This window comes from Cellulomonas fimi, from assembly GCF_028527925.1.
Classification (GTDB): domain Bacteria; phylum Actinomycetota; class Actinomycetes; order Actinomycetales; family Cellulomonadaceae; genus Cellulomonas; species Cellulomonas fimi_C.
The window spans coordinates 116,448-140,378 of sequence record NZ_JAPESW010000005.1; the positions used below are offsets into that span (position 1 = coordinate 116,448).

The window sequence follows — 23,931 nt, forward strand, 5'->3', positions numbered from 1 at the left end:
TCGGCAGCAGGACCGGTGGGACGAGAACGACGAAGGCCCGATCCGCAGGGGGGACCGGGCCTTCGCCGTTCGTGCGTGGGGACGAGCCTCAGGCGGCGTCGTCCTCGACCGTCAGGTTCCGGGTCTTGTTCTGGTCGAGCAGGATGCCGGGGCCGTTCGTGGTCGAGACGGTCGCCTTCGTGATGTAGCGACCCTTCGAGGCGGACGGCTTGAGACGCAGGATCTCCTCGAGCGCCGCCGCGTAGTTCTCCACCAGGTTGACGTCGGAGAACGACGTCTTGCCGATGATGAAGTGCAGGTTCGCGTGACGGTCCACGCGGAACTCGATCTTGCCGCCCTTGATGTCGGACACGGCCTTGGCCACGTCCATCGTCACGGTGCCGGTCTTCGGGTTCGGCATGAGACCACGCGGGCCCAGGACCTTGCCCAGACGACCGACCTTGCCCATGAGGTCCGGGGTCGCCACGGCCGAGTCGAAGTCGGTGTAGCCGGCGGCCACCTTCTCGATCAGCTCGTCGCCACCGACCTCGTCGGCGCCGGCCGCGCGGGCCTGCTCGGCGCGCTCACCGGTCGCGAAGACCAGGACGCGCGCGGTCTTGCCCGTGCCGTGCGGCAGGTTGACCGTGCCGCGGACCATCTGGTCCGCCTTGCGCGGGTCGACACCGAGGCGGAAGACCACCTCGACGGTCGCGTCGTACTTCGTGGTCGACGTGGCCTGCGCGAGGCGGACGGCCTCGAGCGGGCTGTAGACCTTGCCGGCCTCGATCTTCTCGGCGGCGTTGCGGTACGCCTTGCTGTGCTTCGCCATCTGCTTCTCTCTTCTCAGCAGTCGTGGTCCGTCGGGCCGCACAGGGCCCTGCCACTGGACTTTCGTCCTCGACGTGAGGCTTCACGCCGAGGTGGTGCCCGCCGACGTCGTCCGCCGGCGGGCGGGGTGAGGCGTCAGCCCTCGACCTTGATGCCCATCGAGCGGGCCGTGCCGGCGATGATCTTCTCGGCGGCCTCGAGGTCGTTCGCGTTGAGGTCCTCGAGCTTGGTGCTCGCGATCTCGCGGACCTGGGCCGACGTGAGGGTCGCGACCTTCACGGTGTGCGGCGTCGGGGAGCCCTTGGCGACCCCGGCAGCCTTCTTGATGAGCTCGGCGGCCGGCGGCGTCTTCGTGATGAAGGTGAACGAGCGGTCCTCGTACACCGTGATCTCGACGGGGATGACGTTGCCGCGCTGCGACTCGGTCGCCGCGTTGTAGGCCTTGCAGAACTCCATGATGTTCACGCCGTGCTGACCGAGCGCGGGGCCGATCGGCGGGGCGGGCGTGGCCGCACCGGCGTTGATCTGGAGCTTGATGAGGCCGGTGACCTTCTTCTTGGGAGGCATGCAGCCGTCCCCTTTCCGTGTGTCGTGGGCCGACGCCGTGGGCGATGACCCGGTTGCAATGGAACGTCCCGCTGCGGCGGGGCGGTCCCGTCAGGCTCAGATCTTGGCGACCTGGCTGAACGAGAGCTCGACCGGGGTCTCCCGGCCGAAGATCGAGACGAGCACCTTGAGCTTCTGGTTCTCGGCGTTGATCTCGGAGATCGTCGCGGGCAGCGTGTCGAACGGGCCGTCGGTGACGGTGACCGACTCGCCGACCGTGAAGTCGACCTGGATCTGCGAGGTGCTCTTGGTGGCCGCGGCCGCCGTGGCGGGGGCCTTCGGGGTGAGCGACGGCGCGAGCATCGAGAAGACCTCGTCGAGCGTCAGCGGCACCGGCTGGTGGGTGTGGCCGACGAACGACGTGACGCCCGGCGTGTGCCGGACGGCGCCCCACGACTCGTCGGTCATCTCCATGCGGACGAGGACGTAGCCGGGGATACGGACGCGCTTGACGACCTTGCGCTGCGCGTTCTTGATCTCGACGACCTCCTCCATGGGGACCTCCACCTGGTAGATGAAGTCCTCCATGTTGAGGCTCTGCGTGCGGTTCTCGAGGTTCGCCTTCACGCGGTTCTCGTAGCCCGCGTACGAGTGGATGACGTACCAGTCGCCGGGCTGGCTGCGCAGCTGCGACTTGAAGGCGGCGACGGGGTCCTCGTCGGGGTCGGGCTCGGCGTCCTCGGCCGACTCCTCGACCTCGGCGGCCTCGTCCTCGACCTCGGCGACCTCGTCGGTCGACGCGTCGTCGGCCGGAGCGAGCTCGTCGCCCGCGGTGCCCTCGACCGCCTCGACCGACGCCAGGGCGTCCTCGAGCTCCGTCTCGGCGCCGGTGGGCTCCTGCGACTCCTGCGACACGTGCGAACCTGCTTTCTCCCGCGTGGGGTGCGTGCGGGTGGCGAGAGTCCTCGCCACCGTGGGCCGGCCGGTGCGGCCGCGAGGGCTCAGCCCCCGAACACCCAGAACGTCAGCCGGCCGATCCCGAGGTCGACGACCGTCACGAACGCCATCACGACCGCCACGAACACGAGGACGACCGTCGTGTACGTGATCAGGTCGGAGCGCGTCGGGCGGACGACCTTCTTGAGCTCGGCGACCACCTGGCGCCAGAAGAGCGCGATGCGGGCGAACAGCCCGCGCTTCTTCTCGCCCTTGACGGACTTGGGCTCGCGGGCGGTCGCCGGGCCCCCGGCGTCGGACGCCGCGGCCGGTGCGGTTTCGCTCACGTCTGGCCCCTGTGTCTCGTGGTGGCCACCGGGACCGTGCGGCCCGGCGGTGGGACGGCTGACGCGACGCGCCGGACCGTCCGGCGATCCTGCTCACGCCCGGCCGGGAGCCGGGACGCGTGCGCAGGGCAGACAGGACTCGAACCTGCAACCTGCGGTTTTGGAGACCGCTGCGCTACCAATTGCGCCACTGCCCTACGGCGGCCGGACCCGCTCCGTGACTCGTCGGCCCGCACGTCGGTGCACGCGTGGGCGCGGCTCATCATGGCGGAGGTCAACCGCCGGGGGTCCACTGTACGCGACGGGACCCGATGGGTCGAACCACGTCCGCCGACGCCTCCCCGGGCCGCCCCGCGGACGTCGCCGCCGCGCGCGCCACGGGTCGAAAGGCGGGGCCGCCGCCACGTGACCTCTGCCACTATGGGGGCCGTGAGCGAGCAGACCACCCCCCGCGCCCGCGTGTCCGCCCGGGTCGCCGCCATCGCCGAGTCCGCGACCCTCGCGGTCGACGCCAAGGCCAAGGCGCTCAAGGCCGCCGGCCGGCCCGTCGTCGGGTTCGGTGCGGGCGAGCCGGACTTCCCGACCCCCGCCTACATCGTCGACGCCGCCGTCGCCGCGGCGCAGGACCCGGCCAACCACCGGTACACGCCCGCCGCGGGACTGCCGGCGCTGCGGGAGGCGATCGCCGCGAAGACGCTGCGCGACTCGGGCTACGACGTCAGCCCCGGCGACGTGCTCGTGACCAACGGCGGCAAGCAGGCCGTCTTCCAGGCGTTCGCGGCGCTGCTGGACCCGGGCGACGAGGTGCTGCTCCCCGCGCCCTACTGGACCACCTACCCCGAGGCGATCCGCCTCGCGGGCGGCGTGCCCGTCGAGGTGTTCGCCGGTGTCGACCAGGGCTACCTCGTCACCGTCGAGCAGCTCGAGGCCGCGCGCACGCCGCGCACCAAGATCCTGCTCTTCAACTCGCCGTCGAACCCCACCGGCGCCGTCTACTCGCCCGAGCAGACCGCCGAGATCGGCCGGTGGGCGCTCGAGCACGGGATCTGGGTCGTCACCGACGAGATCTACGAGCACCTGACGTACGACCACGCCGTGTTCACGCCGATCGTGCGGGTCGTCCCCGAGCTCGCGGACACGAGCGTCGTGCTCAACGGCGTCGCGAAGACGTACGCGATGACCGGCTGGCGCGTCGGCTGGATGATCGGCCCGCGCGACGTCATCGCCGCCGCGACGAACCTCCAGTCGCACCTGACGTCGAACGTCGCCAACGTCTCGCAGCGCGCCGCGATCACGGCCCTCACGGGTGACCTGGCGGCCGTCGAGGAGATGCGCACCGCGTTCGACCGCCGTCGCCGCACGATCGTCGAGATGCTCGCCGCGATCGACGGCGTCGAGGTGCCCGCGCCGCAGGGCGCGTTCTACGCCTACCCGTCGGTCGAGGGTCTGCTGGGCCGCACGATCCGCGGCGTCACGCCGCGCACGTCGGCCGAGCTCGCGAGCCTCATCCTCGACGAGGTCGAGGTCGCGGTGGTGCCGGGCGAGGCGTTCGGGCCCAGCGGGTTCCTGCGCCTGTCGTACGCGCTCGCCGACGCCGACCTCGTCGAGGGCGTCTCACGCATCCAGGGGCTGCTGGCCGAGGCGGAGTGACGCGCGCGGCCGCGACCCGGCAGTCGCGGCCGCTGGGACCCCGCCCCGCCCGGAGGACGCCCGGCCGACGGCCCTGACCACCCGTACGACGGCAGTCACCGTCGGCGGCGGGCCGTCCCCCGTGCTCGTGACGCGGCTGATCTGGTACTGCGCCGCGTCCGTGGCCCGGTCCATACTGTCCGCCATGCGTCCGGACGAGCCACGCAGCGCGCGCGGGAGCGCTCCCGCGCCGGCCCCGCTCACCGCCGCGCACCTCACCGTCCGGGTCCGCATCCTCACCGCCGTGATCGTGCTGTCGGCCCTGACGGTGCTCGTCGCCGGCGCGTCCGCGTTCTGGCTGCAGTCGCGCGAGACGGACGACCGGATCGACAACTCCCTCGCGCGCGCCCTGTCGGCGCTCCGCGTCGTCGAGAAGGAGAACCCGACGACCGACGCCCCGGCCGAGACCGTCGAGGACGTCCTCGAGGTCGCGGTGCGCAACCGCGTGCCGGGCAAGAACGAAGGCGTGATCGCCCTGCTGTCCGGCCGGCTCAAGTGGCGGGCCGCGCCCGAGACGAACGCGATCCGCCTCGACACCGACACCGAGCTCATCGACCACCTCAGCCGACTGTCGCTCACGACCAGCAGGCCGACGGTCCAGACTGTCCGCACCAGCGTGACCGAGTACCGCCTCATGGCCGCGCCGGTGCGCGTCGACCGCGACCCCGCACTCGGGTTCTTCGTCGTCGCGTTCGACCGCAGCGCCGAGATGCGCACGCTCCAGACGACGTTCCTCACGTACTCGGCGGTCGGCATCCTCGCGCTGCTCGGCATCTCGGTGGTCGCGTGGTTCGTCGTCGGCCGGCTGCTGCACCCGCTGCGGCTGCTGCGCGACACCGCGCGGCGGGTCACCGAGTCCGACCTGTCGGAGCGCATCAGCGTGAGCAGCAACGACGACCTGGGCGACCTCGCGCACACCGTCAACGCGATGCTCGACCGGCTCGAGCGCGCGTTCGGGTCGCAGCGCGAGCTGCTCGACGACGTCGGCCACGAGCTGCGGACTCCGCTGACCATCGTCCGCGGCCACCTCGAGCTGCTCGACCCCGACGACCCCGAGGACGTCCGGGCGACGCAGTCGCTCGCGCTCGACGAGCTCGACCGCATGCACCGCCTCGTCGACGACCTCATGATCCTCGCGACCGCCGAGCGGCCCGACTTCGTGCGGCTCGCGCCGACCGACGTCGGGCGGCTGACCGACGACGTGCACGAGAAGGCGCGCGGGCTCGGCGACCGGCGCTGGGTCGTGACGTCGCGCGCCGACGTCACCGTGAGCCTCGACGAGCAGCGCATCACGCAGGCGTGGCTGCAGCTGCTCGCGAACGCCTACCGGTTCTCACCACCGGGCTCGACGGTGTGGCTCGGGTCCGAGGTGTCGGGCGACCGGCTGCTGCTGTGGGTGCGCGACGAGGGCCCCGGCGTGCCGGCGTCGGAGGAGCGCCGCATCTTCGAGCGGTTCCACCGCGGCCAGGCGGACCGGTCGCAGAACGGCGCGGGCCTGGGGCTGCCGATCGTCGCGGCCATCGCGCAGGCCCACCACGGCACGGTGGGCGTCGAGCGGCCCCCCGAGCGCGGGAGCCGCGGCGCCGTCTTCGTCCTCGACCTGCCCGCCGTCGACCTCGTCGACGGTGACACGACCGCCCCCGACCCGATCGCCGACCACGCGGAGCAGCACTGATGACGCACATCCTCATCGCCGAGGACGAGGAGCGGATCGCCGCCTTCGTCGCCAAGGGCCTGCGCACCGCCGGGTACGAGGCCACCGCCGTGACGACCGGCGACGACGCGCTCGCGCGCGTCCGTGCGGGGGGTGTGGACCTCGTGATCCTCGACCTCGGGCTGCCCGACCTCGACGGCTTCCAGGTGCTGCGGCGGTTGCGGGACGCCGGGCACACCCTGCCGGTCATCGTGCTGACCGCGCGCTCGTCCGTCACCGACACGGTCACGGGGCTCGAGTCGGGCGCCGACGACTACATGGCGAAGCCTTTCCGGTTCGAGGAGCTGCTCGCGCGCGTGCGGCTGCGCCTGCGTCAGCAGCAGCCGCAGCCGGCGGGTGACGTCACCGTGCTCAGCCACGGGCCGTTGCAGCTCGACCTGCGCACCCGACGCATCCGCGTGCGCGACCAGGAGGTCGAGCTGTCCGCGCGGGAGTTCGCGCTCGCCGAGACCTTCCTGCGCAACCCGGGGGACGTGCTGACCCGCGAGCGCCTGCTGTCCGACGTGTGGGGCTACGACTTCGACCCCGGATCGAACGTGGTGGACGTGTACGTCCGGTACCTGCGACGCAAGGTCGGCGCCGAGCACTTCGACACCGTGCGCGGCGTGGGGTACCGGCTCGTGGACGTGACCGCGGTCGGCTGAGCGGACAGGAGGGGCCGGCCGTCCGTGCGACCTGCCCGCGGCGCCGGTGCCCCGGGCCGACGCACCTGGCCGTGGCTGGCACACTGTGCCGATGCGTGACCTGGCCCTCCTGCCGAAGGCGCACCTGCACCTGCACTTCACCGGCTCGATGCGGCCCGGCACCCTCGCGGACCTGGCCGACCGGCACGGCATCCGGCTGCCGGCGGTGCTGCTCGACGCCGACCCGCTGCACGTGCCCGCCGACGAGCGCGGCTGGTTCCGGTTCCAGCGGCTGTACGACGCGGCGCGCGCGTGCGTGCGGAGCGAGGACGACATGCGCCGGATCGTCGCGGAGGCCGTCGAGGACGACGCAGCCGAGGGGTCGGGACGCCTGGAGATCCAGGTCGACCCCACGTCGTACGCGCCGTTCGTCGGCGGCCTGACGCCCGCGCTGGAGATCGTCCTGGACGAGGCGCGTCGGGCGGGCGAGGCGATCGGCGTGGACGTCGGCGTCGTCGTCGCGGCGTCCCGGATGCGGCACCCCCTGGACGCGCGGACGCTCGCCCGGCTCGCCGCCCGGCACGCAGGCGACGGGCCGGGCGAGGTCGTGGGCTTCGGGCTGTCGAACGACGAGCGGCGCGGTGACACCGAGGCGTTCGGCCCCGCGTTCGCGATCGCGCGCCGCGCCGGGCTCGCGGCCGTGCCGCACGGCGGTGAGCTGCTCGGGCCCGCGCACGTCGAGGAGGTGCTCGACGCCCTGCGCCCCGACCGGCTCGGCCACGGCGTGCGCAGCGCGGAGGACCCGCGGGTGCTGGACCGGGTGGTCGACGAGGGCGTCGCGCTCGAGGTGTGCCCGGCGTCGAACGTGTCGCTCGGCGTCTACGGCGCGGACCGTGACGTGCCCCTGCGCGCGCTCGTCGCCGCCGGTGCGCGCGTCGCGCTCGGGGCGGACGACCCGCTGCTGTTCCGGTCGCGCCTGGTCGCGCAGTACGAGACCGCGCGGGCCGTGCACGGGTTCTCGGACGCCGAGCTCGCGGCGCTCGCGCGGTCGTCGATCCTCGCGAGCCGCGCGTCGGAGAGCGTGCGCGGGCGGCTGCTCGCGGGGGTCGACGCGTGGCTCGCGGGCGACGACGGCGAGGGCTCGGGAGGCGGTGCGACGACGCGTTCCGCGGGGCACCCCGACGCGGCGGACGGACCCGGGCGGGCCGGCGAGCCGGCGGACGCCGAGGGCGCGCGCGTCGAGGTCAGAGGCTGACGCCCACCAGCACGGGCTCGGGCTCGAGCTCGACGCCGAACGCGGCGCGCACGCCGTCGCGGATCTCCCGGGCCAGCGCGACGAGCTCGTCCGCCGTCGCCCCGCCGCGGTTGGTGAGCGCGAGCGTGTGCTTGTCGGACAGGGCCGCGGCGCCCGGCCCCGCGTGGCCGCGCCCGAACCCGGCGTGCTCGATCAGCCAGGCCGCGCTCGTCTTGGTCGCACCGTCACCCGCGGGGAAGCGGGGCGCGTCGGCGGGCAGCGCGGCGGCTCCGGCGGTGTCGAGGATCGGGTTGGTGAAGAACGACCCGGCGCTCCACGTGTCGTGGTCGGCGGGGTCGAGGACCATGCCCTTGCGCCCGCGCAGCTCGAGCACGGCGGCCCGGACGTCGAGGATCGGGGCCCGCTCCCCCACGCCGACGCCGAGCGTGCGCGCGAGCTCCGGGTAGCGGACGGCCTGTGCGAGCGTGCCCTGGCGCAGCTGGAACGTCACGTCGAGGACGACGTACCGCGGTGTGGGGCCCCACGGCGCGCGCGGGTCGTCGGGGTCGGCCGCGGTCGGGCGCATCGAGCGCTTGAGCAGCGACGTGCGGTACCCGAAGCGCAGGTCGACGAGCGGCAGCGTGCGGACCCTGCCGCGGCCGCGGTCCCAGACGCGCACGGTCGCGATCGTCTCGGACACCTCCTGCCCGTACGCGCCGACGTTCTGCACGGGCGTCGCACCGGTCGAGCCGGGGATGCCGGACAGCGCCTCGAGGCCGACCAGCCGGTGCGTCACGGCGTGCTCGACGACCTCGTCCCACGGCGTGCCCGCCGGGACGGTGTACGTCACCCCCGCGCACGCCGAGTGGTCGGGCACGTCGATACCGGTCCGCACGTCACGCACGACGACACCCTCGAAGCCGGCGTCGGCGACGAGCAGGTTGGAGCCGCCTCCCACGACGAGCAGCGGCTCACCCGCGTCGTCCGCCGCGCGCACGACGTCGATCAGCTCCGCCTCGGTCGTCGTCTCGACGTAGCGCGCGGCCGGTCCCCCGACCCGCAGGGTCGTGAGGTCGGCCAGGGCGGGGGTCGTCGTCGGGGTCGTCACGTGCTGCACGCCGCCCAGGCTAGACCGCGGCGTCGGGACGCTTCGCGTCGGCGGGCTCCGCGGCGTCGCCCGCCTGCGCGGCCGACGGGCGCGGCAGGGGCGCCGCCGCGTTGACGACGAGCAGGCCGAGGACGACGGGGACGAGGATCACGAGGAGCGCGTTCCGGTAGCCGACGTGCTGCGCGAGCAGGCCGAGCAGCGGCGGGCCGGCGAGGAAGGCGCTGTAGCCGATGGTCGACACGACGCTCACGCGCGGTGCGGCGCGCAGCGGGTCGTCCGACGCCGCGCTCATGCCGACGGGGAACCCGAGCGCCGCACCGGCGCCCCATGCGACCACGCCGACGAGCGCGAGCCACAGCTGCCCGGCCAGGGCGAACGTGAGAAGACCGACGATCGCGAGGACCGCGCACAGCCGCAGCACGGCGACGCGGCCGTACCGGTCGAGCAGCGCGGTGCCGAACCAGCGCATGCTCGTCATCGCGCCGACGAACACGCCGAAGGCCAGGGCGCCGAGCGCGTGGGACGTGTCGAAGCCGTCGACGACCGCGAGGCTGACCCAGTCGTTCGCCGAGCCCTCGGTGAGCGCGGCCGCGAGCACGACGAGTCCGATGAGCAGCGTGCGCGGCTCGAGCCACGCGGCGAGCGCGCCGCGGGCACCGCGTGGTCCCGACTCGTCCGTGACGGCGTGCGGGTGCTCGGAGCCGGCGGGCAGGAACGCGCGGACGGCGAACGCGACGACGACGACCGACGCGGTGACCGCGACCGGCACGTGCACCGCGACGGGCACGTGCAGCAGGGCCGCGAGCGCGGAGACGCCCGCCGCACCGACCGTGCCGAACGAGAACCCGGCGTGGTACCGCGGCATCACGGTGCGACCGAGCTCCTGCTCGACCGCGGCACCCTCGAGGTTCATCGCGGCGTCCCACACGCCCGTGCCGACGCCGTACAGCACCATGCCGACGACGACGACCCACACCTGACCGGCCGCGACGCCGAGCGCCGCGACCGTCAGGCCGACGCCGTTGAGGACCGCGAACCCGAGCACCGTGCGACGCGCGCCCAGCCGCTCGACGACCATGCCCGACAGCGGCAGGGCCACCAGGGAGCCGACCGCGCCGACGAGCAGCAGCAGGCCCATCTTCTCGGGCGAGAAGTCCAGGCCGTCGCGGATCGCGGGCAGGCGCGACGCCCACGTCGCGAAGTTGAAGCCGTTGAGCACGAACACGGCCATGACGGCCAGCGACGCCCGCCGGACACGCAGGTCGGGCTGGGTCGGGGTGTCGGACATCGTTCCTCCGGTGCGCGGTGCCGTCATCGATCGTGCCCGTTCCTGCTCGTCGTGGCACGTGCGCGACCGGTGGCGCGCACGTGGAGGGTCGTGGCGCGCGCACGGACGGCCGCGCCGGCTCGTGCCGCCCGGGCGCGGACCCGGTGCCGGCGACGCGCGTGCGGGCGGGCGAGCGCCGGCTGCTCGGCCTGCTCCGCCCCGTGCGCGGCGAGGGCGGCGAGCGGGTCGGGGTCGGCGTCGGCGAGCACGGCGTGCTCCGGCCGTCCGGCGTCGACCGGCGCACCGGTCGCGGCGGGCTGCTCCGGCGCGACCCGAGCGGCGAGCAGGACGCTCGCGACCATGGCGACGCCGATGAGCAGCAGCGCGTGGCGTGCGCCCATCGACTCGGCGGCGAGGCCGAGCAGCGGCGGCGCGGCGAGGGAGGCGACGGACGCGAACGAGGAGACGACGGCGACGCGACCGGCCGACCGCAGCGGGTCGTCGGACGCCGCGGCGATCCCGACGGGGACCGCGAGCGCGGCGCCGAAGCCCCAGCCGACGATGCCGACGGCGGCGAGCTCGAGCGTCGGGGCGAGGCCGAACAGCAGCAGGCCGCCGAGCGAGACGACGCCCGACGCACGCAGCACCGCGACGCGGCCGAAGGAGTCGATGAGACGCGTGCCGAGCAGCCGCACGACGGTCATGGCACCGACGAACACGCCCAGCATCGCACCACCCACGGCCTCGCTGCGGTCGAACCCGTCGACGACCGCCAGGGACAGCCAGTCGTTCGCGGACCCCTCCGAGAGCGCGGCGGCCATGATGACGACGCCGATGAGCAGCGTGCGCGGCTCACGCCACGAGTCGAGCGCGGTGGCGATGCGGCGGCGGCGACCCGCACGTGCTCCGGGGACGACGGCCGCCCGCGACCCGGCGTCGGCCGTCCCGGTCGCGGGGACGGGCTGCGAGCGCCGGCGGTCGCCGGGGGCGTCGTCGAGCACCACGCCGCGCAGCGACGCGAGGCGCCAGACCACCGCGAGCGCGGCGACGGCGGAGAACTGGACGACGACGGGCACGTCGAGCGCGGCGGCGGCGGCACCGAGGCCCGAGCCGGTGACGGCGCCGATCGAGAACGCGGCGTGGAACTGCGGGATGACCGTGCGGCCCATCGCGCGCTCGACGCGTCCGGACTCGACGTTGAGCGGGACGTTGCCGAGCGCGACGGCGACGCCGTTGAGGAAGATGCCGACGGCCAGCACGGCGACCGAGCCGACCGCCGGCCCGACGCCCATGAGCACGTACCCGATCGAGAGCGCGACGGTCGACGCGACGATCCCGACGCGGCTGCCGAAGCGCTGCACCACGATCCCGGCGGCGGTGACCGTCACGAGCGCGCCGAGCGACCCGACGAGGAGCATGCCGCCGAGCTCGGCGGTCGACAGGTCGAGCGCGTCGCGCACCGCGGGGATGCGCGCGAGCCAGCTGGAGAACGTGACGCCCGTGAGCGCGAACAGCCCCATGAGGAGCCAGCGGGCGCGGGCGAGCCGGCGGCCGTCGCCGTGCGCGGGCGGCGTCGTCGGGGCGCCGCCCGGCGGGGTCGTGAGAGGTGCGGACGGCGCAGACGAGAGGGGCTGCCCGGTGGGGGCGGGGTGGGACACGGCGGGGCTCCGGGCGCGGGTCGGACGACATGCTCGAATCGATTCGATCAGCTCTCGCGGCGAGGTCGAATCGATTTGAGGGGACGGGACATTCTGCGGGTACGCTGGCGGTCGCGTCAACACGCTCGCGCACCCGCGCGGCGTGCCCCGTCGCACCCTCCCCGTCCCGCCCGCGCGGGCGGCTGAGCCCGGTGCGCCGACCCGGAGGTGGACCCCTGCCCCGCCCTCGCCCGACCCTCGCGGACGTCGCCGCGGCCGCCAAGGTCTCCGTCTCCACGGCGTCGCTCGCGTTCTCGGGCGCCGGTCCCATCGCCGCCGCGACCCGCCAGCGCGTGCTCGACGCCGCGGTCGAGCTCGACTACGCCGGACCCAACCCCCTCGGGCGCCAGCTGCGCCGCGGGCGGTCGGGCATCGTCGGCGTCGTCGTCGGCGACGCGCTCAAGCGGTCCTTCCGCGACCCGGTCTCGGTGCAGGTGCTCGACGGGCTCGTCGGGACGCTCGGCTCGCTCGGCCTCGGCGTCCTGCTCATCCCCGGGCCCAGCGACCCCACCGAGCCGCCCGTCGACCCGCTCGTCGAGTCCGCCGCGATGGACGTCGCCGTCCTCATGTGGGGCGGCACGACCGACAACCCCACGCTCACCGCGCTCCAGCGCCGCGGGATCCCCACGGTCGTCGTCGAGGGCCGCCAGCAGGAGGGCGTCACCACCGTCGGCATCGACGACCGGCGCGGCATGACCGAGGCGACGCAGCACCTGCTCGCGCTCGGTCACGAGCGGATCGCCGTGGTCACGCTCCCGTTCGACCGGGCCCGCCGCGACGGCGTCGTCGACGCCGACCGCCTCGCACAGGTCGACTGGGAGATCACGCGACGACGCCTCGCCGGGGTGACGGACGCCGGGGTGACCCCGCAGGCGATCTACGAGACGCCTGCCTCCCTCGTCGAGCACGGCAAGACCGCGGGGTTCGCGCTGCTGTCGGGCGACGACCGGCCGACCGCCGTCGTCTGCCAGTCCGACCTCCTCGCGTCGGGCGTCGTGCTCGCCGCGCGGGAGCTCGGGCTGCGTGTCCCGCAGGACGTGTCCGTGGCCGGGTTCGACGGTCTCGACCTGCCGTGGCTCGCGCCCGACGTCCTCACGACCGTCGTCCAGCCGCTCGCCGAGAAGGGCGCCGCCGTCGGTCACGCGGTCGAGGACCTGCTCGCCGGCGAGACCCCGCCCTACCGCGAGCTCGGCGTCACGCTCCGGATCGGGACGACGACCGGCCCCGCCCCGGCCTGACGCGGGCGCCCCGGTCCTCCACCTCCGCCGGGGAGGACCGGGGCGCGGCCGTGCGCCGGCGTCAGCTGCGCTTCAGCCAGTCGAGCGGGTTGCTGCGCGTCGCCGCGTAGACGAACCACGACGTCGCCCCGACGTGCTGCACCTGGAAGTACCCGAACCCGAACCCCGTGTCGAGCAGGCTCGACGCCGCGACGACTCCCCCGTCGACCACCACGCCCCCGAGGTGCTGGCCGACGCCCAGGACGTCCTGCGCGTGCCGGATCTGCCCGAGCAGCCGCTCCGCCGCCTTGGCGTCACCGCGACCGTTGCGGTCGATCAGCGCGGTCGCGAGCTGCCCGGTGCCCTCGAGCCACACACCCTGCGGGTGCACGGTGATGCCGTTGTACTGCGCGGTCGACTGCGGGCTCGCGGTGCTGAACGTGACGCCGGAGACGGTCTCTCCGTCGGGCAGCTGCGACGTGGCCGCCGACGCGTCGTCCGTGACGGCGAGGGCCGTGCCCGCCCAGTCGAGGCCGCGCTTGAACGTGCGGTCGCGGGTGGCGAGCCAGGCCCACGTCACCGTGTCGAGCGGCACCGGGAAGCGGTTGATCTCGACCCCGTCGTTCGTGCCGGTCCAGAAGAAGCCCTCCGTCGGCTCCCACATGAGGTCGACGAACGCGCGCGCGTGGGCCGCGGCCTCCTTCCACCGGTTGTCGCGCGTCGCCCTGCGGAGCATCGCGAAGAACGCCGTGCAGTCGATGTTGTGCTCGGTCGAGCCGTTCGGGACGGGCGCGTTCACGCCGTTCACGCCGAACGAGAAGCCGCCGAGGCCCGTCGTCCGCCACGTGTTCGTCGTGATCCACTCGCCGATCCGGACGGCACCCGCGAGGTAGCGGCGGTCGCGCGTGCGGTCGAAGAGGTGCAGCAGCGCGATGCCCGGCCACGCCATGTCGCCGACCGCGGTGCCGAGGAACCCGAACTGCCAGCCGATGTTCGCCGTGCCGTCGGGCTGGACGAAGCCGTACGGCTGGGGGTTGCCGTCGTAGAAGGTGTACGGCCCGACGTTGTACCCCTGGCGCAGGCGACCGTCGGAGTAGCCGGGGTCGTGGTCCTGCGCGTAGAGCAGGCCGTCGCCCAGGACCCGGGCCGTCTGCTCGCTCGACCGCTTGCCGTCGGCCAGCAGCGCGATGATCGCGAGCGCGTTGTCGTAGGTGAACGCGGTGCTGAACAGCCCGAGCTCGTCGCCGTAGCTCTGCGCGAGGCGCGGGCCCGTGTTGACGGTGGGGTACGCGTCGGCGGCGGCCTGCAGGAAGCCGACCGCCGCGCGCTGCGCGGACGCGCCGTGACCGTGACCGCGGCCCGTTGACACGTGTCCACCAGCGGCGGCTGCAGCGCCGGGCGCGCTGGCGACCGCCACGCCGGCAGCGACCCCCGCGCCGGTCAGTGCGAGGAACGTGCGGCGCGAGACCCGCGCGCCTGACTCCGTCGTCGTGTGCTGCATCGGTGCTCTCCTCTGTGGGCGTCGGGCCGCGACGATGCGGCCCGGGTACACCGTAGGGAGCGGCCGGACGGAAAGGAAGAAGCCGGACGAATCGGCGACACGTGTCACGCGGCGGGACGCGCCAGGGTCCCCCGCACGGGCGACGCGCTCGCGCGACTGCCCCGGGCGACGACGTGCAGGTGCGCCGGGCGGCGCCGGCCGCGCGCGACGTCCCGGGCGACGACAGGTGCGTCCACCGGCGTCGTGCGGGACGTGCCGGTGCGTCGGCGACGCCACGTCAGGACAGGCGGACGACCGCCTGCGCCTTGCCGAGCACGCGCACGCCGTCGACGCTCACCGTCAGGTCGACGCGCACCGTGCCGGCCTCGGCATCGAGCGCCCCGGCCACGGCCACGACCTCGACCGTCGCGGCGCCCGGGTCGGGCACCGGGACGGGCCGCGTGAACCGCACCTGGTAGTCGACGACGGCACCCGGGTCGCCGGCCCAGTCGGCGACGACGCTGCTCGCGGCGCCCATGGTCCACATGCCGTGCGCGATGACGCCCGGCAGGCCGACCGCGGTGGCGACGCGCTCGTTCCAGTGGATCGGGTTGAAGTCGCCGCTCGCGCCCGCGTACCGGACGAGGCGCGCCCGGTCGACGGTGACCTCGCGGCGCGCGAGCTCCTGGCCGACGGTCAGCTCGGCGAGCACGGGCGTGGTCATGCGTCCTCCCCGCGGACGGCGAGCGTCGAGACGACGGTCGCGACGGCCTCGCCGTCCTCGGCCGCGATCTCGGCGCGCGTGGTGATCATGGCGAGCCCTGCGCGCTCGACGATCGAGTCGACGTGCAGGACGGTGACGAGCCGGTCGCCCGCGTGGATCGGCCGGTGGTGCGTGAACCGCTCGTCGGCGTGCACGACCCGGCTGAAGTCGATGCCGGCCGCCGGGTCCTCGAAGAGCTGCGCCTCGGCGCGCTGCGCGACGACGACCGCGAACGTCGGCGGTGCGATCACGTCGGGGTGGCCGAGCGCGCGCGCGGCCTCGGGGTCGGTGTGCGCCGGGTGGGTCGCGCCGACGGCCGCCGCGAACTCGCGCAGCTTCTCGCGCCCCACCTCGTACGGCGGGTTGGGGGCGTACTCGCGCCCGGCGTACCCGGTGTCGACCGGCATCCTCGTGCTCCTGTCGTCCGTCGCGTCGGCCTGCTCGGCCCTCAGCCCTGCTCGACTCTCGGTCCTGCTCGACCCTCAGTCCCGCTCGACCTTCAGTCCCGCTCGGTGCCCGGTCCTGCTCGGTGCTCAAAGCACAAGCACGCCCGCCGGCGCGGAGCCGGGGGCGTGCCTGGAGTCCTGCGGCCCCGTGGGGCGCGGCTCAGCGGGTCTCGCGGTGGACCGTGTGCCGGTTGTCGCGCGGGCAGTACTTCTTCATCTCGAGCCGGTCGGGGTCGTTCCGACGGTTCTTCTTCGTGATGTAGTTCCGCTCCTTGCACTCCGTGCAGGCGAGCGTGATCTTCGGGCGGACGTCCGCGCTCTTGCTGGCCATGGTCTTCTCCTCGCGCCTGGACGGCGCCTGCGTTCTGCTGTCCACGACGCGCCGACCGACGCATCGCCTGGGTCACACTGGCTGTAGCGGGAGCGGGGCTTGAACCCGCGACCTCACGATTATGAGTCGTGCGCTCTGACCAGCTGAGCTACCCCGCCTCGGATGGTCCCGGGCCGCGGCTGACGCCACGGCCCCGGACACACCACAGAGCCCCGAAAGGGAATCGAACCCTTGACCTTCTCCTTACCATGGAGACGCTCTGCCGACTGAGCTATCGGGGCAGCGCGTGCAAGGTTACACGGGCGAGTGCCTGGCTGCGAAATCCAGCCCGGTGACGGTCGCCACGGCGCCCCTGCGACCGCGGCACGACCTGCGACGACGACCACGACCGACCACTCGACCGGCACTCGAGGACCGGCGCCCGAGCGCTGTTGCTTAAACGATTCGTCTCGTCGCCAGGGCGGTTTGTCCGGTGTCAGGATCCCGCCCATGCGCCGAACACCCCGCAGCACCGCCGCTGCCCTCCTGCTCGCCGCCGCGGTCGTCCTCGGCACCGCGGCGTGCACCGGTTCCGACGACGAGACCGCGACTCCCGACGCCGGCGGCGGCGACGGCACCGCCGCGACGCTCGCCTGGCCCACCGCGATCGACCCGGCCACCGCCGAGGACTCGTTCTTCGTCGTCTGGACCGACGTCGCCGAGTCGTCGGAGGGCCCGGAGAAGCTGCAGCCGACCATCGACGCCCTCGCCGCCGCGGGGTACACGACGCTCCCCTGGGACCCCGCGTGCCAGAGCGGCGCCGAGGAGCAGCTCGGCGGGCTCACGGGCTACGCGGACCCGCTCGGCGTGGGCGTGGCCTTCGCGACCGCCGAGGACGCCGGCGCGTTCGACACCCTCTACGAGGGCGCGACGGTCTCCATCCTCGAGGGCACCTACACCTGCGCCAAGGCGTCCTGACCCGTCACCACTCCCCCCGACCGGCGGGGCACCCTCGGGGTGCCCCGCCGTCGTCGTCCCCGGACCGCGGTACGTCGACGTCCCGGGGCCCGACCGTGCCGCACCGAACGCCCGCCGGGCCCACGCGCCGCCCCGGACCCGACGCCCCGGCCGCTCCGCACGGCGACCGGTGCGGAGGACGACGACCGGTGCGGAAGTCGACGACCGGTGCGGAAGACGACGAGAGCCCGGACCGCAGTCGCAGTCCGGGCTCTCGCACCGTGGCGGGTGAGGGATTCGAACCCCCGTAGGCTGTGCCAGCTGATTTACAGTCAGCCCCCTTTGGCCGCTCGGGTAACCCGCCAGGGATCGCACACCGCGCGGGGTCGACCCGGAGGCCGGCCGCCGCGAGCAGCGCGCGGGTGGAAGGATAGCAACTCCCGAGGGGTGCTGACGAAACGGCCCCCGGGGACGGACGGCCGACGCCCGACGGGCGCGGCGAGACACGAGTCCCGGCGCACGCCCGGGGCGGCAGGAGGAGAGCACATGGCGAGCGAGTCGTCGTTCGACGTCGTCAGCAAGGTCGACCGTCAGGAGGTCGACAACGCGCTGAACCAGGCGGCGAAGGAGATCGCCCAGCGGTACGACTTCAAGGGCGTCGGCGCGTCGATCACGTGGAGCGGCGAGTCGGTCCTCATGGTCGCGAACTCCGCCGAGCGCGTGCTCGCGGTGCTGGACGTGTTCGAGTCGAAGCTCATCAAGCGCGGGATCTCGCTCAAGTCGCTCGACGTCGGCGACCGCGAGCCCAAGCCGTCGGGCAAGGAGTACCGCCTCGCGGGGGCCATCAAGGAGGGCCTGTCGAGCGAGGTCGCGAAGAAGCTCGCGAAGATCGTGCGCGACGAGGGTCCGAAGAACGTCAAGACGCAGATCCAGGGCGACGAGCTGCGGGTCACGGGCAAGAGCCGCGACGACCTGCAGGCCGTCATCGCGCTGCTCAAGGGCGCGGACGTCGACGCCGCGCTCCAGTTCGTCAACTACCGCTGACACCCGCGCCGGCGGCGGACGGGCCACCGCTCGCCGCCGGCGCACACCCGAGAGTTCCCGACCGCCCTCCGCCCGCGCGGCCGGAGGGGCCAGGCCCGGCAGGTCAGACGGACGTCGCGAGCGCCGCGAGCGAGAAGCGGCTGCGGTCGAGCTCGTCCTCGTCGGCCCCCACCTGGCGCGGCACCCCCAGGCCGTCCTCCGCGAGGTCGGCGAGCACCTGCCCGATGCCGGGCGCGAGCGCGACGCCGTGCACGCCCGTCCCCAGCCCCACGACGACGCGCCCGACGCGGTCCAGCACGAGCGGCCCGGCGGCCCGCTCGGCCACCGACGGCTCGGCACCGTCCAGCGTGACGCCCGGAAGGCACTGCGCGGCGTACGCGAGCAGGTCGGCCGCGACCCCGTCCTCAGCCGCGGGGTCCGACCCGAGCGGCGCCGGCGCCGTGCGGTGCGCGAGCTCGACGCCCTGCGCCGTCGGCTCGCCGCGCACGCGCAGCGCCGGGTAGCCGGCGTCAGGACCGAGCTCGCCGCGCGCGGAGCGGTGCGCCACGGGGTCCGCGCGGTGGACGAACGCAGGCCACGGGCGCGCCGTCGACGAGAGCGCTTCCACGTGATCCGCCCGGAGACGGGTCTCGCGGACGACCTGCGCGGGCGGAAGGTCGACGACCCCCTCGAGCACGGCGGCGGACGCCGCACCCGCGCAGACGACCACGACGGACGCGTCGACGTGGTCGCCGGCGTCGACGTGCACGCGCGCGCCGTCGTCCAGGACCTCGACCCGCCGGACGTCGGCGCCGAGCGCGAGGTCGGCACCGTGCGAGACGGCCTGCCGGCGCAGCGCCGCGTGGGTCGCGGCGACATCGGCGACGCCCGCCGCCGGCTGCACGACGGCGCGGTCGTCGAACCGCATGCCGGGCCAGCGCTGCTCCGCCTCGGGACCGGTGAGGTACTCGAACGGGACCGACGTGACGAGCAGCGTCTCGACGAGCGGCCGGAGCGCCTCGACGGGGCCGTGCTCGACGCAGCCGGTCGGCTCGACCAGTCGCTCGCCCGCCTCGTGCTCGAGGACGTTCCACCACTGGTGGCTGAGCAGCGCGAGGTGGCAGCGGGCGACGTCGGCATGGCCCGGACGCACGACGTCGCGGCCGTGCGCCGGCGGCTCCTCCGCGCGGTCGAGCAGCAGCACGCGTCGACCTCGCCGCGCGAGCGCCCACGCCGTCGCGGAGCCCGTCGCGCCCGCTCCCACCACCACGACGTCGTACCGGTCGCGCGTCACGTCGTCCCCTCCCGCGCGTGACACCGTGCCCCGTCGCGGGGCAGATTCTAGGGATTCGTCCCGATTCGCGTACCTGCCTGTCCGCGAGGAGAGACCGGGAGCAACCGCAGCTGCGCCGCCCCCTCGTCGTCGCCCTCATCGGTCCGGCCGCCGTCGCTCGCGTCCTCGCCCGGACGGGTGGGCGCGCGCCCGGCCGTCGAGCGCTCAGTAGCGCGTGATCCCGCCCGTGATGCCCGCCTGCTTCTCCAGCCGCGCGATCCGCTCGGCCATCGGCGGGTGGGTCGCGAACATCTTGGCGAGCCCCTGGCCCGAGAAGGGGTTGGCGATCATCAGGTGGGAGACGTCGACGAGCTCGCGGTCCTGCGGCAGCGGGCGCGCCTTCGTGCCGGACTCGAGCTTGCGCAGCGCCGACGCGAGCGCCAGCGGGTCGCCGGTCAGGCGGGCACCGTCCTCGTCGGCGTCGTACTCGCGCGTGCGGCTGATCGCGAGCTGGATGAGCGTCGCCGCGAGCGGCGCGAGGAACGCCAGCAGCAGGCCGGCGAGCGGGTTGCCGCCGCGGTCGCGGTCGGAGCCCCCGCCGAAGAACAGCGCGAACTGCGCGAGCGACGTGATGACGCCCGCGACGGCGGCCGCGACCGAGGACGTGAGGATGTCGCGGTTGTAGACGTGCATGAGCTCGTGGCCGAGGACGCCGCGCAGCTCGCGCTCGTCGAGCAGGTGGAGGATGCCCTCGGTGCAGCACACGGCCGCGTTCTGCGGGTTGCGGCCGGTCGCGAACGCGTTCGGTGCGGCCGTCGGCGACACGTACAGCCGCGGCATCGGCTGGCGGGCCTGCGTCGAGAGCTCACGGACGATGCGGTACATCGCGGGCTGCTCGATCTCGCTCACGGGGCGCGCCCGCATCGCGCGGATCGCGATCTTGTCGGAGTTCCAGTACGAGTAGGCGGTCATCACGAGGCCCAGGCCCGCGAAGATCAGCAGGTACTTCGGCGTGCCGCCGCCGAGCAGCCACCCGATGCCGAGCAGCACCGCCCACAGGGCCCCGAACAGCGCCGCCGTCTTCAGCCCGTTGAAGTGCTGGTGTCCCATCGTGCGCACCCGTTCCTTCCCGCGTCTCGCACCCGACCAACGCGGGCCGCGACCCGCAGGTTCCCTCGTATTGTGTGCTCCACGTCCCGCCGACGACGCCGACGACGCACCCACCACCCCTCCTGAGCCCCGGAGCCCGTGATGCGCACAGCCCGCTGGACCGCCCTGACCGTCGCCCTCGTCGCCACGCTCGCGGTCGCGGCCTGTGCGCCCGTCGACGACGAGCCGACCGGGGACGCGACCTCGACCGCCGACGGGCTCGCCACCGTGAAGGACGGCGTGCTGACGATCGCCACGTCCGACCCGGCCTACGAGCCGTGGGTCGTCGACAACGACCCGAGCAGCGGCGAGGGCTTCGAGTCGGCGGTCGCGTACGCGGTCGCCGAGCAGCTCGGCTACGACGCCGACCAGGTCGAGTGGACCACCGCGAGCTTCGACCAGATCATCGCGCCGGGCGCGAAGGACTTCGACTTCGCGATCAACCAGGTGTCCATCAGCGACGAGCGCAAGCAGAACCTCGCGTTCTCGTCCCCGTACTACGAGACGACGCAGGCCGTCGTGACGCTCGAGGGCTCCCCCGCCGCCGACGCCACGTCGCTCGCCGACCTCAAGGACGTGCGGATCGGCGCCATGGTCGGGACGACGAGCCTCACCGCCGCGCAGAACACGATCGCGCCGACGACGCCCGTCTCGCCGTTCAACGACAACGACCAGGTCAAGCAGGCCCTCACGTCCGGGCTCGTGGACGCGATCGTCGTCGACCTGCCGACCGCGCTCTACGTCACCGCGGCCGAGCTCGACGGCGGCCTCCTCATCGGCCAGCTCCCGGGCAGCGCGGGCGGCGACCAGTTCGGCCTCGTGCTCGACCTCGACAGCCCGCTCACCGCCGACGTGTCCGCCGCGGTCGACGCGCTGCGCGAGGACGGCACGCTCGCCGAGCTCGAGGCGCAGTGGCTGACCGACGCCGCGGGCGCACCCGTCCTGAAGTGACGACCGGAGCGGCGGCCCCGGTCGCCTGGGAGCCGTCGGAGCACCAGCGCGCCCGGGACGCCTACCGGCGCTCCCGGGCGCGCCGGTCGACGGCCGTGGCGGTCGTCTCGACGATCGCGCTGACCGCCGTCGCGGTGCTCGGCCTCGTCTCGTCGCCCGGGTGGCCACGGGTCAAGGCGTCGTTCTTCGACCCGGAGGTCGCGCGCGCGTCGCTGCCCGCGGTGCTCGAGGGCCTGTGGCTCAACATCCGGGTCATGGCGGTGTGCGCGGTCGTGATCGTCGTCGTCGCGCTCGGCCTCGCGCTCGCGCGCACGCTGCGCGGACCCGTGTTCTTCCCGCTGCGGGCGCTCGCGACGGGCTACGTCGACGTGTTCCGCGGGCTGCCGCTCATCCTCGTGCTGCTGCTCGTCGGGTTCGGCCTGCCCGGGCTGCGGCTGCAGGGCGTCCCGACGTCGGCGGTCGTGCTCGGCGGCCTCGCGCTCGTGCTCACCTACTCCGCGTACGTCGCCGAGGTGTTCCGCGCCGGGATCGAGTCCGTGCACCCCTCGCAGGTCGCCGCCGCCCGGTCGCTCGGGCTCACGCGCGGGCAGGCGATGCGGCACGTCGTCCTCCCGCAGGCCGTCCGGCGCGTCGTGCCGCCGCTGCTCAACGACCTCGTGGCCCTGTCCAAGGACTCCGGGCTCATCTCGATCCTCGGCGCGATCGACGCCGTCCGCGCCGCGCAGATCGAGACCGCGCGCTACGCCAACTTCACGCCGTACGTCGTCGCCGGCGTGCTGTTCGTGCTGCTCACCATCCCGCTCACGCGGTTCACCGACGCGCTCGCCCGCCGTTCCGGCTGGCTCGGCGCGCAAGGTGCGCTCGCGGGCGGCGGGGCGCTGCGGTGACCGCGACGAACGCCGCACCGCTGCTGCGCGTCCGCGGGCTGCGCAAGACGTTCGGCGACCACGTCGTGCTCGACGACCTCTCGCTCGACGTCGAGGCGCACCGCGTCGTCGTGCTCATCGGCGCGTCCGGGTCGGGCAAGTCCACCCTCCTGCGGTGCGTCGACCTCCTGGAGGACGTCGACGACGGCGTCATCGAGCTCGAGGGGCAGGACATCACCGACCCGCGCCTCGACGCGAACGCCGTGCGGGCGCGCATCGGCATGGTGTTCCAGTCGTACAACCTGTTCCCGCACCTGCGCGTGCTCGACAACGTCACGCTCGCGCCGCGACTCGTGCACCGCACGCCGCGACCCCAGGCCGAGGCCGAGGCGATGGCCGTCCTCGAGCGCGTCGGGCTCGCCGACAAGGCGCGGTCCTTCCCCGACGAGCTGTCCGGCGGGCAGCAGCAGCGCGTCGCGATCGCCCGCGCGCTGCTCGGCAGGCCCGCCGTCATGCTGCTCGACGAGGTCACGAGCGCGCTCGACCCCGAGCTCGTCGGCGAGGTGCTCGACCTGCTCGTCGAGCTCAAGTCGACCGGGCTCACGATGGTCGTCGCGACGCACGAGATGGGGTTCGCGCGCGAGGTCGCCGACGAGGTCTGCTTCCTGCACGCCGGGCGCGTGCACGAGCGCGGGACCGCCGCGCAGGTGCTCGGGGACCCGCAGGAGGAGCGCACGCGCGAGTTCCTGCGACGGCTGCACGCCTGACGCGCCGGCGCGCGCGGCCGGCACGTCGCCACGGGCGTGATCGCCGGAGGCCCCGCCGCCGACGCGACGCGTCCCCGCACTCCTCGGGCCTCATCGCGCCGGACGTCCCGCCGTCCCCCCCGACGTGACGAGGCCCGGCACCCCTCGCGGGGGCCGGGCCTCGTGACGCGCTGCGTGCGGGTCAGGCGGTCGGCAGGCTGCGGCCGAGCGAGATCGCGACCATGTCCTCACGCGGGACGACCTTGACGCGCTCGCGGCCGTGCGGCTCGCCGAGGGACTTCTCCCACGCGTCGAGCAGCTCCCAGCCGGTCCACGTGATGACGTCGACGCCCCGCGCGGCGAGGAACTCGTCGACGGCCTTCGGCTCGCGCTCGGTCGCGCTGTAGAACGCGTCACCGCCCGCGGCGACGTCCTCGCCGAGGTGGCGGATCGTCTCCGACGCGTCCGACTTGGTGTGGCCGATGAGGCCGACCGGGCCGCGCTTGATCCAGCCCGTCGCGTAGACGCCGGGGATGTGCTCGCCGTCGACGTCCACGACGCGGCCCTCGCGGTTCGGGATCACGCCCGCGACGTCGTCGAACGGGATGTCGACGAGCGGCGAGCCGAAGTAGCCGACCGCCCGGTACACGGCCTGGACGGGCCAGTCGTGCGTCTGGCCGGTGCCGGTGACGTTGCCGTCACCGTTGAGCGCGGTGCGCTCGGTGCGCAGCCCGACGACCTTGCCGTCCTCGCCCAGCACCTCGACCGGCTTGTGCAGGAAG

The 23,931-nt window shown here is 74.1% G+C and carries 24 protein-coding genes and 4 tRNA genes; 10 read left to right on the top strand and 18 right to left on the bottom strand.

The window, feature by feature from the left end; translation table 11 throughout:
* Window positions 1-88 precede the first annotated feature (88 nt).
* The 5 genes from rplA to OMK64_RS04285 form a co-directional block, all read right to left on the bottom strand.
* On the bottom strand, window positions 89-808 hold the full coding sequence (gene rplA / locus OMK64_RS04265; RefSeq protein WP_272726733.1) for a 50S ribosomal protein L1: 720 nt from the start codon (window positions 806-808) through the stop codon (window positions 89-91).
* Window positions 809-942: 134 nt separating this feature from the next.
* The gene (rplK, locus tag OMK64_RS04270; RefSeq protein WP_124344590.1) at window positions 943-1,374 is read right to left on the bottom strand and encodes a 50S ribosomal protein L11; all 432 of its coding nucleotides are present in this window, start codon (window positions 1,372-1,374) and stop codon (window positions 943-945) included.
* A 96-nt stretch (window positions 1,375-1,470) separates the two neighbouring features.
* Entirely contained in the window at window positions 1,471-2,268 is a 798-nt protein-coding gene (gene nusG, locus OMK64_RS04275; RefSeq protein ID WP_272726735.1) for a transcription termination/antitermination protein NusG, read from the bottom strand.
* A gap of 86 nt (window positions 2,269-2,354) precedes the next feature.
* Window positions 2,355-2,636 (bottom strand): preprotein translocase subunit SecE, encoded by a 282-nt coding sequence (gene secE / locus OMK64_RS04280; protein ID WP_124344592.1) that lies wholly within the window; start codon window positions 2,634-2,636, stop codon window positions 2,355-2,357.
* A gap of 124 nt (window positions 2,637-2,760) precedes the next feature.
* Window positions 2,761-2,833 (bottom strand) — tRNA-Trp (locus tag OMK64_RS04285).
* A gap of 223 nt (window positions 2,834-3,056) precedes the next feature.
* On the opposite strand from OMK64_RS04285, the gene OMK64_RS04290 reads away from it, so the two are divergent.
* The 4 genes from OMK64_RS04290 (at window position 3,057) to OMK64_RS04305 (ending at window position 7,917) form a co-directional block, all read left to right on the top strand.
* The gene (locus tag OMK64_RS04290; protein WP_272726773.1) at window positions 3,057-4,286 is read left to right on the top strand and encodes a pyridoxal phosphate-dependent aminotransferase; all 1,230 of its coding nucleotides are present in this window, start codon (window positions 3,057-3,059) and stop codon (window positions 4,284-4,286) included.
* Between the two features lie 184 nt (window positions 4,287-4,470).
* Window positions 4,471-6,000: a sensor histidine kinase gene (locus tag OMK64_RS04295; RefSeq protein ID WP_272726736.1), complete on the top strand. Its 1,530-nt coding sequence runs from the start codon at window positions 4,471-4,473 to the stop codon at window positions 5,998-6,000.
* On the top strand, window positions 6,000-6,683 hold the full coding sequence (locus OMK64_RS04300; RefSeq protein WP_272726737.1) for a response regulator transcription factor: 684 nt from the start codon (window positions 6,000-6,002) through the stop codon (window positions 6,681-6,683). The genes OMK64_RS04295 and OMK64_RS04300 overlap by 1 nt, the downstream gene beginning before the upstream one ends.
* A 91-nt stretch (window positions 6,684-6,774) precedes the next feature.
* Window positions 6,775-7,917, top strand: coding sequence for an adenosine deaminase (locus OMK64_RS04305; protein WP_272726738.1), 1,143 nt, complete (start codon window positions 6,775-6,777; stop codon window positions 7,915-7,917).
* Here the strand turns inward: OMK64_RS04305 and OMK64_RS04310 are convergent.
* The 3 genes from OMK64_RS04310 to OMK64_RS04320 are packed head-to-tail and all read right to left on the bottom strand — an operon-like array spanning window position 7,907 to window position 11,929.
* Window positions 7,907-9,013 carry a UDP-N-acetylmuramate dehydrogenase gene (locus tag OMK64_RS04310; RefSeq protein ID WP_272726740.1) on the bottom strand — a complete coding sequence of 369 codons (1,107 nt, stop codon included), beginning with the start codon at window positions 9,011-9,013 and terminating at the stop codon, window positions 7,907-7,909. The genes OMK64_RS04305 and OMK64_RS04310 overlap by 11 nt on opposite strands.
* 10 nt (window positions 9,014-9,023) lie before the next feature.
* On the bottom strand, window positions 9,024-10,292 hold the full coding sequence (locus OMK64_RS04315; protein WP_272726742.1) for an MFS transporter: 1,269 nt from the start codon (window positions 10,290-10,292) through the stop codon (window positions 9,024-9,026).
* Between the two features lie 23 nt (window positions 10,293-10,315).
* Window positions 10,316-11,929, bottom strand: a complete 1,614-nt coding sequence (locus OMK64_RS04320) for an MFS transporter (protein ID WP_272726744.1) — start codon at window positions 11,927-11,929, stop codon at window positions 10,316-10,318.
* 191 nt (window positions 11,930-12,120) lie between these two features.
* On the opposite strand from OMK64_RS04320, the gene OMK64_RS04325 reads away from it, so the two are divergent.
* Window positions 12,121-13,206, top strand: coding sequence for a LacI family DNA-binding transcriptional regulator (locus tag OMK64_RS04325; protein ID WP_374694056.1), 1,086 nt, complete (start codon window positions 12,121-12,123; stop codon window positions 13,204-13,206).
* Window positions 13,207-13,267: 61 nt separating this feature from the next.
* Here the strand turns inward: OMK64_RS04325 and OMK64_RS04330 are convergent, their stop codons facing one another.
* From OMK64_RS04330 to OMK64_RS04355, 6 genes are all read right to left on the bottom strand, one after another.
* Window positions 13,268-14,554 carry a Tat pathway signal sequence domain protein gene (locus tag OMK64_RS04330; protein ID WP_272726746.1) on the bottom strand — a complete coding sequence of 429 codons (1,287 nt, stop codon included), beginning with the start codon at window positions 14,552-14,554 and terminating at the stop codon, window positions 13,268-13,270.
* A 409-nt stretch (window positions 14,555-14,963) separates the two neighbouring features.
* Entirely contained in the window at window positions 14,964-15,389 is a 426-nt protein-coding gene (locus OMK64_RS04335) for a MaoC family dehydratase (protein WP_272726748.1), read from the bottom strand.
* Complete coding sequence (locus OMK64_RS04340; RefSeq protein ID WP_272726750.1) at window positions 15,386-15,835, bottom strand: MaoC family dehydratase N-terminal domain-containing protein; 450 nt, start codon at window positions 15,833-15,835, stop codon at window positions 15,386-15,388. The genes OMK64_RS04335 and OMK64_RS04340 overlap by 4 nt, the downstream gene beginning before the upstream one ends.
* Window positions 15,836-16,034: 199 nt before the next feature.
* Window positions 16,035-16,205, bottom strand: coding sequence for a 50S ribosomal protein L33 (gene rpmG / locus OMK64_RS04345; RefSeq protein ID WP_124341451.1), 171 nt, complete (start codon window positions 16,203-16,205; stop codon window positions 16,035-16,037).
* A gap of 84 nt (window positions 16,206-16,289) precedes the next feature.
* A tRNA-Met gene (locus tag OMK64_RS04350) sits at window positions 16,290-16,363 on the bottom strand.
* A gap of 50 nt (window positions 16,364-16,413) precedes the next feature.
* Window positions 16,414-16,486: transfer RNA gene (locus tag OMK64_RS04355), tRNA-Thr, on the bottom strand.
* Window positions 16,487-16,694: 208 nt separating this feature from the next.
* On the opposite strand from OMK64_RS04355, the gene OMK64_RS04360 reads away from it, so the two are divergent.
* The gene (locus OMK64_RS04360; RefSeq protein WP_272726754.1) at window positions 16,695-17,162 is read left to right on the top strand and encodes a hypothetical protein; all 468 of its coding nucleotides are present in this window, start codon (window positions 16,695-16,697) and stop codon (window positions 17,160-17,162) included.
* Window positions 17,163-17,423: 261 nt separating this feature from the next.
* On the opposite strand, the gene OMK64_RS04365 is transcribed toward OMK64_RS04360, so the two are convergent.
* Window positions 17,424-17,505: transfer RNA gene (locus tag OMK64_RS04365), tRNA-Tyr, on the bottom strand.
* A gap of 182 nt (window positions 17,506-17,687) precedes the next feature.
* Between OMK64_RS04365 and OMK64_RS04370 the strand changes: the two genes are divergently transcribed.
* Complete coding sequence (locus OMK64_RS04370; RefSeq protein WP_272726756.1) at window positions 17,688-18,185, top strand: YajQ family cyclic di-GMP-binding protein; 498 nt, start codon at window positions 17,688-17,690, stop codon at window positions 18,183-18,185.
* Between the two features lie 103 nt (window positions 18,186-18,288).
* Here OMK64_RS04370 and OMK64_RS04375 read toward each other — a convergent pair whose 3' ends face one another.
* Window positions 18,289-19,458 (bottom strand): FAD-dependent oxidoreductase, encoded by a 1,170-nt coding sequence (locus OMK64_RS04375; protein WP_272726758.1) that lies wholly within the window; start codon window positions 19,456-19,458, stop codon window positions 18,289-18,291.
* A 204-nt stretch (window positions 19,459-19,662) separates the two neighbouring features.
* Window positions 19,663-20,547, bottom strand: a complete 885-nt coding sequence (htpX, locus tag OMK64_RS04380) for a zinc metalloprotease HtpX (protein ID WP_272726760.1) — start codon at window positions 20,545-20,547, stop codon at window positions 19,663-19,665.
* A gap of 141 nt (window positions 20,548-20,688) precedes the next feature.
* Here htpX and OMK64_RS04385 point away from each other — a divergent pair, with 141 nt between their 5' ends.
* From OMK64_RS04385 to OMK64_RS04395, 3 genes are read left to right on the top strand one after another with little or no spacing between them, the layout of a single operon-like run.
* Window positions 20,689-21,537 carry an ABC transporter substrate-binding protein gene (locus OMK64_RS04385; protein WP_272726761.1) on the top strand — a complete coding sequence of 283 codons (849 nt, stop codon included), beginning with the start codon at window positions 20,689-20,691 and terminating at the stop codon, window positions 21,535-21,537.
* Complete coding sequence (locus OMK64_RS04390; protein ID WP_272726763.1) at window positions 21,534-22,424, top strand: amino acid ABC transporter permease; 891 nt, start codon at window positions 21,534-21,536, stop codon at window positions 22,422-22,424. Before OMK64_RS04385 ends, OMK64_RS04390 begins: the two co-directional genes overlap by 4 nt.
* Entirely contained in the window at window positions 22,421-23,170 is a 750-nt protein-coding gene (locus OMK64_RS04395; RefSeq protein ID WP_272726765.1) for an amino acid ABC transporter ATP-binding protein, read from the top strand. The genes OMK64_RS04390 and OMK64_RS04395 overlap by 4 nt, the downstream gene beginning before the upstream one ends.
* 181 nt (window positions 23,171-23,351) lie before the next feature.
* Here the strand turns inward: OMK64_RS04395 and OMK64_RS04400 are convergent.
* Window positions 23,352-23,931: ferredoxin--NADP reductase domain-containing protein (locus OMK64_RS04400; protein ID WP_524536911.1), on the bottom strand; the 580-nt coding region annotated here is incomplete at its 5' end.

Bases quoted from the DNA above. Each gene is read 5' to 3' on its own strand.
- OMK64_RS04360 (WP_272726754.1), top strand. From the start codon at position 16,695: ATGCGCCGAACACCCCGCAGCACCGCCGCTGCCCTCCTGCTCGCCGCC.
- OMK64_RS04305 (WP_272726738.1), top strand. From the start codon at position 6,775: ATGCGTGACCTGGCCCTCCTGCCGAAGGCGCACCTGCACCTGCACTTC.
- rplA (WP_272726733.1), bottom strand. From the start codon at position 808: ATGGCGAAGCACAGCAAGGCGTACCGCAACGCCGCCGAGAAGATCGAG.
- htpX (WP_272726760.1), bottom strand. From the start codon at position 20,547: ATGGGACACCAGCACTTCAACGGGCTGAAGACGGCGGCGCTGTTCGGG.
- OMK64_RS04340 (WP_272726750.1), bottom strand. From the start codon at position 15,835: ATGCCGGTCGACACCGGGTACGCCGGGCGCGAGTACGCCCCCAACCCG.
- rpmG (WP_124341451.1), bottom strand. From the start codon at position 16,205: ATGGCCAGCAAGAGCGCGGACGTCCGCCCGAAGATCACGCTCGCCTGC.
- rplK (WP_124344590.1), bottom strand. From the start codon at position 1,374: ATGCCTCCCAAGAAGAAGGTCACCGGCCTCATCAAGCTCCAGATCAAC.
- OMK64_RS04370 (WP_272726756.1), top strand. From the start codon at position 17,688: ATGGCGAGCGAGTCGTCGTTCGACGTCGTCAGCAAGGTCGACCGTCAG.
- OMK64_RS04335 (WP_272726748.1), bottom strand. From the start codon at position 15,389: ATGACCACGCCCGTGCTCGCCGAGCTGACCGTCGGCCAGGAGCTCGCG.
- OMK64_RS04295 (WP_272726736.1), top strand. From the start codon at position 4,471: ATGCGTCCGGACGAGCCACGCAGCGCGCGCGGGAGCGCTCCCGCGCCG.
- OMK64_RS04290 (WP_272726773.1), top strand. From the start codon at position 3,057: ATGGGGGCCGTGAGCGAGCAGACCACCCCCCGCGCCCGCGTGTCCGCC.
- OMK64_RS04385 (WP_272726761.1), top strand. From the start codon at position 20,689: ATGCGCACAGCCCGCTGGACCGCCCTGACCGTCGCCCTCGTCGCCACG.
- OMK64_RS04300 (WP_272726737.1), top strand. From the start codon at position 6,000: ATGACGCACATCCTCATCGCCGAGGACGAGGAGCGGATCGCCGCCTTC.
- OMK64_RS04315 (WP_272726742.1), bottom strand. From the start codon at position 10,292: ATGTCCGACACCCCGACCCAGCCCGACCTGCGTGTCCGGCGGGCGTCG.